Here is a 15,086-nt window from a genome sequence, read left to right as displayed (position 1 = left end):
ATTTTTACAAAATAAATGGTCAATACTATTGTTTTATCACTATTTTCAACATAAAGAGGCATTGAAAATACACATTATTTAATAAAAAAAACGAGTATTCAATTTGAAATACTCGTTTAATCGATTTCGGTAATTTACTATTGTAAATTTTGTCTTTAAGCTCTCTAATTTATGGTGTCTAAGGCTTCTTCAACATTTTCTTTAACGTCTTTAGCAGCATCCTCAATTTCTTCACCACCTTCTTCTAATCCATCACCAATTTCATCAATAGCTTCTTCAACCTTTTCCTCTGGTGTCTTTTTCTTCTCTTTACAACTTGTCAATGACGCAAATGACATTGATGTTACAAAAAGTATAAGCATTACATATATTACTCGTTTCATAATTAATAGTTTTTAGTGTTTTTAAATTGTTTTTTGTGTTTAAACTTTTTTTCTACCTGTTAATAGCGAGAAAATAAAAAGTATTAAAAAAATAAAAAATAAGACTTTTGCAATTCCGGCAGCTCCAGCGGCTATTCCACCGAAACCAAGAATTCCAGCTATTAAGGCTAAGATTATAAATGTGATTGTCCAACGTAACATAATTTTTCTGTTTTAAGCTTGTCTGACTGACAAGGATGATTAATAAATAATAATTGAGCTATGGTATTTCTCAATCTTCTTATACAAAAGTCCTTAAAAATTCATAATCAAATTGACGCTAACGCAATAAACATTAACGCATTACCTATTTTATGCTCGATCTGTAGAAGATGGTAAACAAGAATTGTCTACATCCTTATCAATTTTAACATTAGATAATTTTGTTTTACAATTCTCAGGCTATCTAAGAAATATAGTCAACAATACTTATGAGATAAAAGAACCCTGCCCAGTCTAAGACCGAACAGGGTGATAACATATTTTGTTGTTATACAATAGGTTTTATAGCTTACGCTAAGTCTTCCAAATTTTTAACAGTATTCAAATCGTTTTTTATTTGACTTACTTGATTTGTAAGCAATTTTGCCGTACTTGTAGGTAAGTTTATTTCATTCAGAACATCTTGATAGTCGTCAATAGCAGCCTTTTCACCTGTAATGGCCGCTTCTAACATAGATTCGTCACTATCCGCAGAAAAAAAAGATTTTACATCCATCCACGTACGATGTATTGAGCCAGCCGCACTCCCTCCTTTTTCAACTTCTTGTCCAAAGTTTTTAATTTCAGATTTTATAGCATGTCCAAATTGATTTCGCTCTTTTGATTTTCTTTCAAAATAACCTTTCAATCCTTGATTTTTAGCATTTTCTGCGGCTTTATGATACCCTTTTTCAGCATCATAACTTTTTTCTAGTAAAGTATTTAATTTTTCACCTAATTTTTCAGTGTATGTCGTACTCATCGTTATTGTTTTTAAATTAATAGCTTATTCTTTTTGATGCTAAGCTACTCAGCATCATTACTGATGTAAAATTAAAAAGATTCAAGTTTGCAGTTTAACGCTATCCATATAAATTTTAATCGTATCGATAAAAACGAATGAAATCCTAAAATTGGGGGTTAAAATTTGCTATTAATTGAAGAATTACTGATTCTGATTTGGTAAAGTATGTTGATTGTTTGGTAGCAAAATTAACATCTTGAAAATACTGATTTAATGAATCTTTCTCGTACAAAGAAACTAACATAGGATGTACATAATATTTTCTACAAACATTTCTTGTATTCCCCAATCCTTTGGCAGCAGCATCAAAACCTAACAATGTATTTTTATGTCTTTCTTTTTTTGTTTCGGGTTCTTTCAATTCCATTAATTTTTCAAAAAACAATACAGAAGCAGCCCAAGTTCTAAAATCCTTTGCAGAAAAAAACGCTCCACAAATGGCATGCAAGTATTCATTAATCATGCTACTGTCAATAGATTGTTTATCACCATCGTCATCATAATACTTAAACAATTCCCAACCGGGTATTTCCTCACAGCGACTAACCAATCGGATTAATTGTTTATTGCGAATAGTAATGGAATGTTCCTTACCTTTTTTACCAATAAATTCAAATTTTAACTTGCTTTTATTGACTTCAACATGCCTTTTCCTTAAAGTTGACAAACCATAAGTTTGATTGCGTTTAGCATATTGTTCATTTCCAATTCTAATATGAGTTTCTTCCATAAGACGAATAACCAAAGCTATAACCTTAGTTTTCGGCCATCCCTTTTGATCTAAATCGGCATCTACTTGCTGTCTAATACTAGGAAGTTGTTTTCCAAACGCCGTCATTTTATAAAACTTTGTCTGATTTCTAATTTTTGTCCATTTAGGATGGTAACGATATTGTTTTCTACGTTTAGCATCACGACCCATCGCTTGTAAATGCCCCTCTTTTAAATCTGTAATTTTAACATCATCCCACATTGGAGGAATAACTAAACTCTTTATTCTTTTTAACTCATTTTTATCTTTTAAACGTATTCCATTAAAGGAATAGGTAAAGCCTCTACCCCATTTTTTCCTCAGAATAGGAAAGTCCTTATCCTTAACATAAACAAGATTATATTGATTAATGATTTTTTCCGGAGTTTTTAACAATTGTATTAGCTTTCCTTTTGATACCGCCATTGAATTTACTTTATTAAATCAGTAGGTAAACTTAGGTTTGCATTACTAATTGGTTTACCCTCAATGCAAAAAAAATTAATGCAAATACTATTTATGATAAAATAGCATCCTATTCATTTTAAAGTAACTAAAACAAGAGTCCAAGCTATAGTTTTAGATGAAATCTCATGTCAGTTGAAGTACTATTTTTAGCATAGAATAGATTTTTTAAAGCATTTTATTTAATTTAGACCTCAAGGTACTTTGATGGAATAAAACCTATCAAAAAAAGTATATTTGAATGAATTAACAATAAAATTATTTTATAATGTTTAATTACATTTCACAATTAATAGGCGATCCTGATCCTGTAATTATTATTCCTTTTGGTGGATTTGCAAATGATAATAAAATATATGCCCAAGCTAGAGTCCTAGAAGATGAAGGTATCGCCACAACGATTGATAATTCTTTTTCAAAAAATATAGTTCGGTCTTTTAAGCGTTTTGAAACGGATGAAAAGGCCAACGTTTCTGTAAAAGTTACTTGGCAAAATAAAGAGATCGTATTGGTTTCTGATCGTGAGGGTTATGTCTATCTAAATACCAATCATGGTCTTGATCTAAAACATAAAAAAACAATATGGATTCCGATAACTTATGCTCTAAAAGAAGATAGTAAAACCCTATTTACAATTACTGACTCTATAATGAAACCTGCTTCCAATGCTGAATTTGGAGTTATTAGTGATGTTGATGAAACCATTTTAGATACAGGGCTTTACTCCTTTTTAAAATGGAAAGTAATTATAAATACTATTGTTAAATCGAGTGATCAACGTTTGCCTATTGAAGGGTCTCAGAAATTATGTGCCCAACTTTATGGGGGAAGCACGGGGTATAATGAGAACCCATTTTTTTATCTTTCCAATAGTCCATGGAATTTATATGATTATCTGCAGGCATTTTTAGAAAAAAATAATTTCCCAAAAGGCACCTTATTATTACGAGATATTGGTTTAGAAAATAAAAGAAAAAAATCTTTTTTAGAGGGAAATAAATTTTTAAAAATTAAGCATATACTTGAAACTTATCCATCAATGCCTTTTATCCTTATGGGTGATGCTCACGATTTAGATTCTGAAATTTATTTAGAAATAGCAAAGCAATTTCCCAATAGAATTCATTGTATTTATATTAGAAGTATTACAAACACGAAAAAGTTAAAAAAAGTGGTTCAATTGATAAAGGATATTACTCATGTCGAAATACTACTGGCAGAAAATACCGCACAAATTATTAAACATGCTAAATCTAAAGGGTATATCGTTTCTTAACTACTCTGTTCATGTCTATTCAAATAAATAGTACCATAAATTATTACAAAATTGGAAAAAAAATGACAATGATCTAATTTATACGGGTTGTATCCGCTTTAATAATTTTTAAACTTTTTGAATTTTTATGTAAGTAAGCACTCACTATTTTAGAAGTGAAAAAGTTATTGTTGTAGTGCTTTACATAGTCTTTAAATCCCTCAAAATGCTCTATGACATTCTCATTATCTATAAAACCAAATCCTTTGTATTCGCCATTTTCAATTAGTATAACACACGTTTCGGAAGAAGTTCTACCTTTTTCTACAATTGCATAAGATTTTTGTTCGTTTTGTACTTTATATAAAGCTTGTTTAACACGTTCGTTATATGAATCAACATCCTCTTGCTGGGAACAAATGCCTAAACAATTTTTAATTTTAGAATGTGAACAAGATCCATTGGTTACTTGCAACGAACAATACTTTGGACATAAATTAAACTTTTCACATAACTTGGTTAGGGTTTCTGTGGCTATGGAAGTACTAAACAAGGTTTCAACTGAAGTGTTACTGACCTTTCCTTTATGCAATGCCAATTGCAATACTCCCAATTGATTTTCATAAGAGATAATTTGATAAACACTAGTTGGCTTTTTCTGTGTCTGATTGAATTTAGGAGTGTATTGGCTAATATAATCAGCCTCCAAAAGTAATGCACTTAGCTCATTTCCAGTTTTCTCAAAATCTAATGCATGCGTTTCATTGCAGATATTTATTATTTTTTGCGATTTAGAATAAAAGTGAGCTAATACCTTTTTTTTAATATTCTTATCCTTACCAACATAAATAATCTTTCCACCCAGATCTTTAAAAATATAAACACCCGGTGTACTGGGTAGCTTTTCAAAATCTTTAATAGGTAAATTTGCAGGTAATGCAGTCTGCACTGACGACTTACCGAGATGTTTATTTAAAACTTCATACTCTGATTTGCTGTCTAGTTTTAATAAATTTAAAAAAAGAATCGTTGTGGCTCTTGTGTCTGCCTCTGCCCTATGAGCACCATTTAATTCTATTCCAACCGATCTACACAATTTCGATAAACTATATGATGGTAAACCTGGTATTAGTTTACGAGATAATCTTACTGTGCATAGTTTTTCCTTCAAAAATTTTTCTCCAACAATTTCGAACTCCTTTTTTAAAAACCCGAAATCAAAATTCACATTATGAGCTACAAATATAGAATCTCTCATTTTCATTTCTATAATTTCAGCAATTTCATGAAATTTTGGAGCATCATAAACCATCTCATCGCTTATTCCTGTTAATGCTGTAATATACGTTGGAATAGGTGTCTCAGGATTTATAAGGGATTGATAAACGTCGACAATCTCCATATTTATTACGGTAATAATACATATTTCCGTCATTCTACCCACACGAACACCACCTGTAGTCTCTACATCAACTATTGAAAATTTTGATTCCTTGAAATTCATCTTACAAAGGTAACACGAAAAAGTATTTTTCCATACTTTAATTTATTACGGCAATTTAATAACTATTTGCGTTAATGAGCTCATTTTATATTTACTAAAATTGTATTCATAAAAACAAACAACAATGCAAATAATTTTTGAATACCATGATGTAAACTCCAGTACGAACTTAGAAAGCTTTGTCACTGAGAAATTAAACAACTTAGAAGAAAAATATGATTTTGTTATCAGAGCCGATGTATTCTTCAAAAAGGAAAATACAAGTTCAGATGAAACAGGATTTATATGTAACATCAGATTAAGTCTTCCAGGACCAAGGCTATTTGCTGAAGCCACTCATGATAATTTTCAATCGTCAATCGCTGAATCTATCAATGATTTACAAAGACAGTTGAGAAAACGCAAAGAGAAAATGATTAATTACTAACTAAAAAACTGACCAATGACCGCTGACATTTCAAAAAAACTTTTTAATCTGAGTATAGATTCCTTTACTATTATCTTCTTAACAGCGTTAGGCACATTTGTAGCCTTAATGATTTACACTAGAATTTTTGGTAAAAGAAGTTTTTCGAAAATGTCAAGTTTTGACTTTTCCATGACGGTGGCTATCGGTTCAATTATAGCCACTACTGTAGTTTCCTCGTCAGTTACAATGGTGCAGGGATTTGTGGGTTTAGGTGCCATTTATTTAATTCAATTGACGGCTGCATTTGCAAGAAGATATCATTGGTTTAAAGCATTAGTAGACAATAAGCCACTACTATTAATGGATGGAGAGCATATACTTTATGATAATTTGCTAAAAGCTAGAGTAACCAAAGGTGACTTAGTTAGTAAATTGAGAGAAGCAAATATCTTGAAAAAATCTCAAGTAAGAGCTGTGGTCTTTGAAGCCACAGGAGACATCAGTGTGATACATACTGATGACATAAATTTAGAGGTTGAAGATTGGATTCTTGAAGGAGTAAAAAAATAATTATTAATTTTAAAAATACACAATTATGAAAGTAAAACCATATTTAGCCTTTTCAGGCGATTGTCAAGAAGCAATAAATTTTTATGCTGAATGTTTTGATGCAGATGTAACAAATAGAATCACTTACGAAGATGCTAAAAAAGACATACCAGGATCGTATCGAAAAAAATTGCAACACGCAGAAGTAAAAGGAAAAGGAGTTCATATTTTAGCCTATGATGCTGCACCAGACACGCCTCTAAACGGTGGTAATAAAATCCATATGAGCATAGATTTAAATGATGCTGATAAGGCAAAAGACATATTTAAAAAATTATCTAAAGGCGGACAGATTAATAACCCTTTTAATGAAGAAAGCTGGGGTGCATTATATGGCAGGTGTACAGATAAATTTGGAATCCATTGGATGGTCAATTGTGATTTGTAAGAACGCTATAGTCAAACTTTATTAGCTAAGTGGTAATTCCAACATTTTGGTTTTACCACTTTAATTATTAAATTGATTAAAATTAACACTATGTAGATGTTCAAAACTATTTTAAAATTCTTCAAAAAAAAATACCAGGATGTAATACATAGTATTGCATTTTTCCCTGTACTTCTAAGTATTGCGTTTTTACTTCTAGCTATTGGTGCTTTACAAATTGAAAATTTAGAAATAATAAATTCGGTAAAGAAAAAAATTCCATATCTTTTTATTGAAGATTTTGAAACAGCCCGATCTATACTATCAACTATCATAGGTGGAATTTTATCTTTAACTGTATTTAGTTTTTCTATGGTTATGGTAGTTCTAAATCAGGCTTCATCTAATTTCTCGCCTCGATTATTACCCAGTCTTATCTCAAATAAAAAGCATCAAATCATTTTAGGATTTTACATTGGGACTTTACTTTACTGTATTATTATTTTAACAACGTTAGGTGCCTATGGCAACGATTCAAATTCAGTCGGTCTTTCTACAATGATAGCGGCTTTATCAAGTTTAGCTTGTATAGCACTTTTTGTATATTTTATAAATAGTATTTCCGGAGCCATTCAAATTCATAATATCATTGACAGAATTTTTGACACCAGTAGTAACTATCTTCAAAACAGACTGGAGAAACAAAAAGAAAATAAAATTGTAATAAATTCCATAAATACGGAAAATTGGAATACTGTATCCATTGATAAGACGGGATATTACAGAGATTTTGATATCTCTTTGATGAAAGATTCTATAAAAAACAAAGAGAATCATATTGAAATAATACCTTACATTAATGAACATATTTGGAAAGGGATGCCTGTATTAAAAAGTAAAGAGCCTGTTTCAGAAGAAGAAATGGAAAATCTACTTTTTTGTTTTAATATTTCTACAGATAGACACGAAGGCGATAGAGGTATTACCGGTATGATAAAATTGATGGAAATTACTGTAAAAGCAATGTCGCCTGGCATTAATGACCCAGGAACCGCTATTGACGCTATTAATAAAATTGGGTCATTATTGTGTGAGTTCTTAAAATACCCTGACATGGTTTCAACACCAATGACAAATAGTAAATTAATAATTACTGAAAACAATATTTGTGCAAAAGAATTAATGCGAATCTTAGTTCAGCCTATTCGTTTGTATTCAAAAAAAGATAATTCCGTAATTTATGTTCTTATTAAATCTTTACAGTATATTTCAATGAACCCAAACATTTCAAAAGAAAACAGATTAGTTGTCAAAAGGGAATTGGAAGCGTTAAAAAATGATATCGATAAAAATATTAATAATAAATTTGATAAAGAAAATTTAATGGTATTATTAGAAACCAACGTTTTTGATACCGTACTTTAATTAAAATAATCAGACCAACCGATGTAAGTATCAATAGCCTACAAGGTTGCATAAAATATATACAAATGAAAAAAATAAAAACACGAAACCCATATAACGGAGAGTTAATTGCTGAACATGAACAACATTCCAAAAAAGAAATAAGTCAAATACTTAAAAAGGCTCAAGATACTTTTGAAGAATGGAGAAAAGAAGACATTTCTGAAAGGGTTGCGTTACTTAATAATTTAGGTGATTTATTAATTCGGAAAAAAGCGGAATTGGCTCAATTAATTACGAAAGAAATGGGTAAACCCATCAAGCAAAGTGTAGCTGAAATAGAAAAGTGTCGTACAGTTTGCGAGTTTTATGCTATAAATGCAGATGATTTCTTATCAGATGAACTTATTGAAACCGAAGCTCAAGAAAGCTTTATTAGTTACGATCCTTTAGGATGTATTTTAGCCATTATGCCTTGGAATTTTCCATTTTGGCAAGTCTTTCGTTTCGCGGCCCCAACATTAACTGCTGGTAATACAGCTATTTTAAAACATGCTTCCAATACCACAGGATGTGCTTTAGCTATTCAAGATTTATTTATAGAGGCAGGTTATCCTGAAGGTTGTTTCCAAACTGTTCTAACAGATCATAATGGCATTGAAAAAATTATAGAAAATGATATTGTTAAAGCCGTGACCTTAACGGGAAGTGAAAAAGCAGGAAGAAAAATAGCTTCAATTGCAGGTCAAAATTTAAAGAAAACAGTATTAGAATTAGGAGGAAATAATGCGTGTATTATTTGGGAAGATGCTGATTTGGACAAATATATTAGTACGATAGTCAATTCCCGAATGTTAAATGCGGGGCAAAGCTGTATAGCCGCTAAAAGGTTTATTGTAGTGGAAGCTATTTACGAAGAATTTTTACAGCAATTTACCAAAAAAGTAACCACTTTAAAAACTGGTAATCCGATGGATAGTGATACAGATATTGCAACCATGGCAAGACCTGATTTAGCAAAAATAGTTCAAGAGCAGGTTAACGAATCACTAATAAAAGGTGCAAAAATCCACACTGGAAACTCGTGTAATAAGACTACATACGAACCAACTATTATCACAAATGTTAAACCGGGAATGCCTTTATTTGATGAAGAAGTTTTTGGTCCCGTTGCTGCAATAATTAAAGTAAAAGACAGAGAAGCATCAATAGAAATAGCCACAAAAACAAAATTTGGTTTAGGAACCATGCTTTTTACGGAAGACATTGATGCCGCTAGAATGCAAATAGAAAATATTTATGATGGCTCCTTCTTTGTCAATGAAATGACCAAATCAGATGCTAGACTTCCTTTTGGCGGTACCAAAATATCGGGTTATGGAAGAGAACTTTCAAAAGAAGGTATGTTAGCATTTGTAAATGAAAAGACCATTTATATTAGATAGTTATTCTTTATCCAAATATTTCGCCAAATCAGAAGGCGATTTTATTTGCATAAAATTGTTACCATGGATAACGATAGGATAATTAATAATTATTGGGTGCGTTTCGATCAATTTTAACCAATCGTGTTCGTTTAAGTTCATCGCTTTATTACCGTAATTTTTTACAAAATCTGGATGATTCACATTTACTAATTCAGAAATAGACATTTTCAAATGATCTGCTATTTCTAACCACTGAGTTCCTGTTACTTTCGTAGTGGAAATATCAATAGTTAGCACTTTTTTTTCAGAAGCCTCTACAAACGGTAATATTTGCCTACCAATTGAGGTTTCTGAATTGTAATACAATTTTATTTGTCGGTTATCTTTTGATATCATACCCATATTTCTTTTGATTTTTTATGATTTTTCAGTTTTCTTATCGCTATATTCTTTTTTATAAATTTTTATCATTACCAAAAACAAACTTAACAATAGCGGACCGAAGATTAACCCTATAAATCCGAATAGTGGAACTCCTATTATTACTCCTATTAAAGTTATTAAAGGGTGTACATTGTCTATTTTTTTTAATACAAAAAGTCGAATCAAATTATCTGTAGAACCTACTATTACTATACCGTATAACAGTATACCCCAAGCTTGAAAAGCATTACCGTTAGCATAGGTTAAAATAAAGGCGGGTACAATACCTAACAACCCACCTACAAAAGGAATCATGGAACCAACGGTAACCATAACAAACCAAAATATAGGATTTTCAATTCCAAAAATAAAAAAACCTATAAGTGCCACAATCCCTTGTGAAATAGCCACCAAAGGAATTCCCAATGCATTTGACCTTACCATTTTACTAACATCCTCACCAATAATTTTCAAATTATCTTTATCTAAAGGAATATATTCAAATAAACTTTCTTTTAATTTTCTTCGGTTGGTTAACATATAATACAGCAAAAAATACATTATAAAAACAGCAAGTATTACTTCAAAAGTACTACCCGCTAAACTTTGCAATTTGCTTGATACCACTGAAGAAACTTCTGAAGTATCTATTTTAGAACTTAAATCAATTCCTACATAATTTTGAATATTTTCTAGTTCAATTTTTAAAGCATTTAGTACCCTCTCCGAGTTAGAAGCCGCGTCACTAATTTTATTGCCCAACATAAATACAATTCCTGCAACAGGCAACATTATTCCAATAAATGATAATGATAATAAAACAATAGCTGCCAACGGTGAGTTCCATCCTTTATTCACCAATCTTTTCATGGGCTTACGTAATAAAACGTATATGGTTATGGCACCCAAAACACCTGATAAGTAAGGTAACATCTCAAAGAAAATAAGAATTCCTATAAAAAGTAATACAAGTAATAAAAACAATTGATTTATTATTTTGGGACTGATATATTTCACTGTTGTTAATTTTAAAGATTTGTAACTATTTCTTCGTCGTTTTAAATTGCTCATCAATCATAATTGATCTCTTGCTAATTACTAAATTGATAAGTGGTAATCGTACTAATTCGAAAACCTTGAATTTGTAATGCTTTAATATTGTAAAATTAAGATTTGCCACATTTAGGTTTTAATCTTTTCAATTAATATGTTAACCGTAATGCTAAAAAAGTGAAGAAATAACTACCTGAGTGATCGTTAGGATACGAACAAATAGGTTATTTTTTAATTTTGGATGAATGTTTAGTTGGTTTAATTCCAAAACCATATTTTTCTGAATATACCCATGTAAATTCAGCCCCAAAGAATAAAATTAAGCAAGAATAGGATACCCAAAGTAAGATTAAAACAATGGTCCCTGCCGTGCCATACGTCGAATCAAAATCTGCACGCCCAAAATAGAGTCCTAATAAAAACTTTCCTAATACAAACAATACAGCGGTAATTATAGCTCCAACCCATACTGATTTCCATCTTATTTTTGCATTTGGTAAATATTTAAACATCAAAGCAAATAATAGTGTAACAATACCTAGAGATAACAAAATATCTAAACCGTAAGCTATATATACGATAAAATCGGGAAAAGTTTGATTTAAGAAATTAGTGAGTGCAGAAAGACCTGCTGTGATAATAAAACTAATTAATAATAAAAATCCGATCACTAAGATAAAAGTAAAACTTCTGGCTCTATTAAGAAGCATTCTCCAAAACTTCTGTTGCGGAGCTGAATCAATTTTCCAAATTTGATTCAAAGAAATTTGAAGATGATAAAACACACCTGAAGCTCCAAAGAGTAAGGTACCAATACCAATAATAGTTGAAATCAAATTCTTCTCACTGTCTTGGGTTTCAGTAATCATGGTTTCAACAGCATTAGCCACATCTCTCCCTAATGCTCTTGAAATTTCAGAAGTTAATTCGCCTTGTACAATTTCAGGTCCCCAAATAGCACCGATCACATTTACGATGATTACCAATAACCCTGGCATAGATAAAATGGCATAATAAGCAACAACAGCACTTAATCTGAATGGGTTTTCAGCATCCCAGGCTTTATACGTTTTAATCAATAAAGAGGGTAAATCAGTTATTTTGAATTTTGATGATGGTGTCGTGTTTTCCAATTATTTATAGTTTTAAAAAAGTAATGGAAAATTAACTTTTTTAAAATATTTCAATAACGCAATCGATTAATTATTTAACGCAAAAGTTATTTGTATCCATAAAATCTAATACCAACTCTATTTTTAAAATAAAATCCACTACCCTATTTTACATTGAAAATTTCAATACAATTTCATGAGATGTGCCACCGTATTTCTGTATTGGTGTTGTTGCATATTCAAAAGCGTATCCAATTTTCAATTTATCCCCAAAAACGTTGGAGGTTATAAAGCCTGTAAAACTTTCATCTATCCTATAATTTACACCAAATTCCATTCGCTCTCTAAACTCAAATGCTGTTGTTACATCTACTGAGATTGGACTACCTGTAACCATTTTCATCATTACAGAAGGTGTAAATACCCATTCTCTATTTCTAAAAAAATAATCGTAGCCACCTCCGAGAAAAACGTGTATTTTATCTGAAGTAGCAGCAAAAGAAACTTTTTCATCTTCTAAGCGTCTATTTTTTAAAAAAGCAGGTGTTGATAGGGTGATGTGGTAATTTTCTCCTTTAACATAAAACCCAACTCCAACATTTGGATTAAAAGTATTTACATTTTCAGACAATAACGGATCATCGTCAATTTCAAGCTTTTCTGCATCTACATTTAAAAACGTCCCTCCAACTTTTAGGCCTGCATATAAATTCGTCGTCTTTGAAAGTGGAATTCGATAAGAGAAATCAGCATAGAGATGAGTTTCAGATTGCACATATACTTTATCGACAATGGCATTAAAGCCAATACCCAGTCCCCTTCCTAAATACGAATTTGCATTTAAACTCAACGTTTCCGGAGATCCTTCAATTCCCGTCCATTGGCTGCGGGCACCCAAAGTAGCTTCAAATGTTTTATTGGAACCGGCATAAGCAGGATTAATTGCATTCATATTGTATTTATATAGACTAAAATGAAAGTCTTGTTGTGCAATTCCTTTAGTTGTGAGCAAACTAAATCCTATTACGAATAGTATATATTTAATATTTTTCATGTGGTTTTTTTATTATTTTTTAATGGTCATCCCGTCCCGTCCCAACGTTTCGAGATTGGGACTGTTCGCTATAAATCATTCTGTTGAGTGATTTAGTTTTTAGCATCCCTGTTTAATGGCTTGTTTTTTAGTAATTAATATAAATCCAACCTTGAATAGGCTCATTTTTAGAATCATTAAACTTTAAAATATATAAGTATGATCCGATTGCTAATTTTTTATTTCCTGAGAATTTTGAGACACCTCCCCAGTTGTTTTTATAATTCTTAACATGATAAACTTTTGCTCCCCACCTATTATAAATAAGTATTTCTGAATTGGGATAATGTTCTATATTCTCGATTACCCAAGTATCATTTATATTATCTTCATTTGGAGAAAAAGCTTTAGGAATTTTAACAGGCATACCTAATACGTTGACCGTTCTGGTAACCTCAACAGCTACATTTCCACTAGCATCGGTAGCGTTGTAATAAATGGTATAACTTCCTACAGCATCTATAAACTCCGATGCATCAATCACAACCGTTGTTCCATCATCGGTTGTTGCACCTAATTCGGTATATCCATCACCAAGATTTATGGTTTGTGGATTGTCTCCAAGTAAAGTGATTATTGGAGCAATTACATCTATGTCTACCACATTTACAGTTCTAGTCACTTCTGTAGCTACGTTTCCACTAGCGTCTGTGGCATTATAATAAATGGTATACGTTCCTACTGCATCTATAAACTCCGATGCATCAATTACAACTGTAGAACCATCATCAGTTGTTGCTCCTAGTTCTGTGTAACCATCACCAAGATTTATGGTTTGTGGATTGTCTCCAAGTAAAGTGATTATTGGAGCAATTACATCAGTAGCTACCACATTTACAGTTCTAGTCACTTCTGTAGCTACGTTTCCACTAGCATCGGTAGCGTTATAATAAATAGTATAACTTCCTACTGCATCCACAAACTCCGAAGCATCAATCACAACAGTTGTTCCATCATCGGTTGTTGCACCGAGTTCGGTATATCCATCGCCAAAATTTATGATTTGTGGATTGTCTCCAAGTAAAGTAATTACAGGAGCAATTACATCTGTGTCTACCACATTTACGGTTCTGGTAACCTCAACAGCTATATTTCCACTAGCATCTGTAGCGTTGTAATAAATAGTATAACTTCCTACAGCATCAACAAAAGCAGTTGCATCTATATCGACCGTTGTTCCATCATCGGTTGTTGCTCCTAGTTCTGTATATCCATCACCTAGATTTATGATTTGTGGATTGTCTCCAAGTAAGGTGATTACTGGAGCGATTACATCTGTATCTACCACATTTACCGTTCTGGTAACCTCAACAGCTATATTTCCGCTAGCATCTGTGGCATTATAATAAATCGTGTAACTTCCAACAGCATCAACAAACTCTGAAGCATCAATTACTACTGCTGACCCATCATCAGTTGTTGCTCCTAGTTCTGTATATCCATCGCCAAGATTTATGATTTGTGGATTGTCTCCAATTAAGGTGATTATTGGAGCAATTACATCTGTAGCTACCACATTTACGATTCTGGTAACTTTTAACGCTATGTTTCCATTAGCATCTGTTGAATTGTAAAATATTGGATAACTACCTACCGCATCAACAAAGTCAGAAGCATCGATCGCAATTGGTGAACCATCATCGGTTGTTGCTCCTAGTTCAGTGTAACCATCGCCAAGTTGGATGGTTTGTGGATTATCTCCAATTAAAGTAATTATTGGAGCAATTAGATCTGTGTCTACTACATTTACGATTCTGGTAACTTTTAACGCTATGTTTCCATTAGC

General features: G+C 31.7%; 16 protein-coding genes. 6 read left to right on the top strand and 10 right to left on the bottom strand.

Translation table 11 applies throughout. The annotated features are described in order from the left end of the window. Window positions 1-164 precede the first annotated feature (164 nt). The 4 genes from JBL43_RS08860 to JBL43_RS08845 all read right to left on the bottom strand — a co-directional run bounded on the left by JBL43_RS08860 (window position 165) and on the right by JBL43_RS08845 (window position 2,605). Complete coding sequence (locus JBL43_RS08860) at window positions 165-383, bottom strand: hypothetical protein (protein WP_198841102.1); 219 nt, start codon at window positions 381-383, stop codon at window positions 165-167. Between the two features lie 39 nt (window positions 384-422). Continuing rightward, window positions 423-584: a DUF1328 family protein gene (locus JBL43_RS08855; protein WP_198841101.1), complete on the bottom strand. Its 162-nt coding sequence runs from the start codon at window positions 582-584 to the stop codon at window positions 423-425. 349 nt (window positions 585-933) lie between these two features. Further along, window positions 934-1,386 (bottom strand): ferritin-like domain-containing protein, encoded by a 453-nt coding sequence (locus JBL43_RS08850; RefSeq protein ID WP_198841100.1) that lies wholly within the window; start codon window positions 1,384-1,386, stop codon window positions 934-936. 145 nt (window positions 1,387-1,531) lie between these two features. Further along, on the bottom strand, window positions 1,532-2,605 hold the full coding sequence (locus JBL43_RS08845) for a DNA topoisomerase IB (RefSeq protein ID WP_198841099.1): 1,074 nt from the start codon (window positions 2,603-2,605) through the stop codon (window positions 1,532-1,534). A gap of 307 nt (window positions 2,606-2,912) precedes the next feature. Between JBL43_RS08845 and JBL43_RS08840 the strand changes: the two genes are divergently transcribed. Continuing rightward, complete coding sequence (locus tag JBL43_RS08840; RefSeq protein WP_198841098.1) at window positions 2,913-3,920, top strand: App1 family protein phosphatidate phosphatase; 1,008 nt, start codon at window positions 2,913-2,915, stop codon at window positions 3,918-3,920. Window positions 3,921-3,993: 73 nt separating this feature from the next. On the opposite strand, the gene JBL43_RS08835 is transcribed toward JBL43_RS08840, so the two are convergent. Then, the gene (locus JBL43_RS08835) at window positions 3,994-5,403 is read right to left on the bottom strand and encodes an exonuclease domain-containing protein (protein WP_198841097.1); all 1,410 of its coding nucleotides are present in this window, start codon (window positions 5,401-5,403) and stop codon (window positions 3,994-3,996) included. Window positions 5,404-5,527: 124 nt separating this feature from the next. Here JBL43_RS08835 and hpf point away from each other — a divergent pair, with 124 nt between their 5' ends. The 5 genes from hpf (at window position 5,528) to JBL43_RS08810 (ending at window position 9,637) form a co-directional block, all read left to right on the top strand. After that, window positions 5,528-5,830, top strand: a complete 303-nt coding sequence (gene hpf, locus JBL43_RS08830; protein WP_198841096.1) for a ribosome hibernation-promoting factor, HPF/YfiA family — start codon at window positions 5,528-5,530, stop codon at window positions 5,828-5,830. 15 nt (window positions 5,831-5,845) lie between these two features. After that, window positions 5,846-6,382, top strand: coding sequence for a DUF421 domain-containing protein (locus JBL43_RS08825; protein ID WP_198841095.1), 537 nt, complete (start codon window positions 5,846-5,848; stop codon window positions 6,380-6,382). A 25-nt stretch (window positions 6,383-6,407) separates the two neighbouring features. Then, a complete protein-coding gene (locus JBL43_RS08820; protein WP_198841094.1) occupies window positions 6,408-6,809 on the top strand; it encodes a VOC family protein in 402 nt (133 codons plus the stop codon). Between the two features lie 96 nt (window positions 6,810-6,905). Continuing rightward, window positions 6,906-8,213 (top strand): DUF2254 domain-containing protein, encoded by a 1,308-nt coding sequence (locus JBL43_RS08815; RefSeq protein ID WP_198841093.1) that lies wholly within the window; start codon window positions 6,906-6,908, stop codon window positions 8,211-8,213. A 65-nt stretch (window positions 8,214-8,278) separates the two neighbouring features. Beyond that, window positions 8,279-9,637: an NAD-dependent succinate-semialdehyde dehydrogenase gene (locus JBL43_RS08810; protein WP_198841092.1), complete on the top strand. Its 1,359-nt coding sequence runs from the start codon at window positions 8,279-8,281 to the stop codon at window positions 9,635-9,637. Here the strand turns inward: JBL43_RS08810 and JBL43_RS08805 are convergent, their stop codons facing one another. The 5 genes from JBL43_RS08805 to JBL43_RS08785 all read right to left on the bottom strand — a co-directional run. Further along, the gene (locus JBL43_RS08805) at window positions 9,638-10,015 is read right to left on the bottom strand and encodes an arsenate reductase family protein (protein WP_233098738.1); all 378 of its coding nucleotides are present in this window, start codon (window positions 10,013-10,015) and stop codon (window positions 9,638-9,640) included. A gap of 21 nt (window positions 10,016-10,036) precedes the next feature. After that, entirely contained in the window at window positions 10,037-11,113 is a 1,077-nt protein-coding gene (locus JBL43_RS08800; RefSeq protein ID WP_233098737.1) for an AI-2E family transporter, read from the bottom strand. Between the two features lie 206 nt (window positions 11,114-11,319). Next, the gene (locus tag JBL43_RS08795) at window positions 11,320-12,228 is read right to left on the bottom strand and encodes a YihY/virulence factor BrkB family protein (protein ID WP_198841090.1); all 909 of its coding nucleotides are present in this window, start codon (window positions 12,226-12,228) and stop codon (window positions 11,320-11,322) included. Window positions 12,229-12,376: 148 nt separating this feature from the next. Next, complete coding sequence (locus JBL43_RS08790) at window positions 12,377-13,261, bottom strand: PorP/SprF family type IX secretion system membrane protein (protein ID WP_198841089.1); 885 nt, start codon at window positions 13,259-13,261, stop codon at window positions 12,377-12,379. 127 nt (window positions 13,262-13,388) lie between these two features. Next, window positions 13,389-15,086: immunoglobulin-like domain-containing protein (locus tag JBL43_RS08785; RefSeq protein WP_198841088.1), on the bottom strand; the 1,698-nt coding region annotated here is incomplete at its 5' end.

Origin of the sequence: Aureibaculum flavum, assembly GCF_016406085.1 — a bacterium.
GTDB classification, from domain to species: Bacteria; Bacteroidota; Bacteroidia; order Flavobacteriales; family Flavobacteriaceae; genus Aureibaculum; species Aureibaculum flavum.
This window is presented reverse-complemented; position numbering and strand designations above follow the sequence as displayed.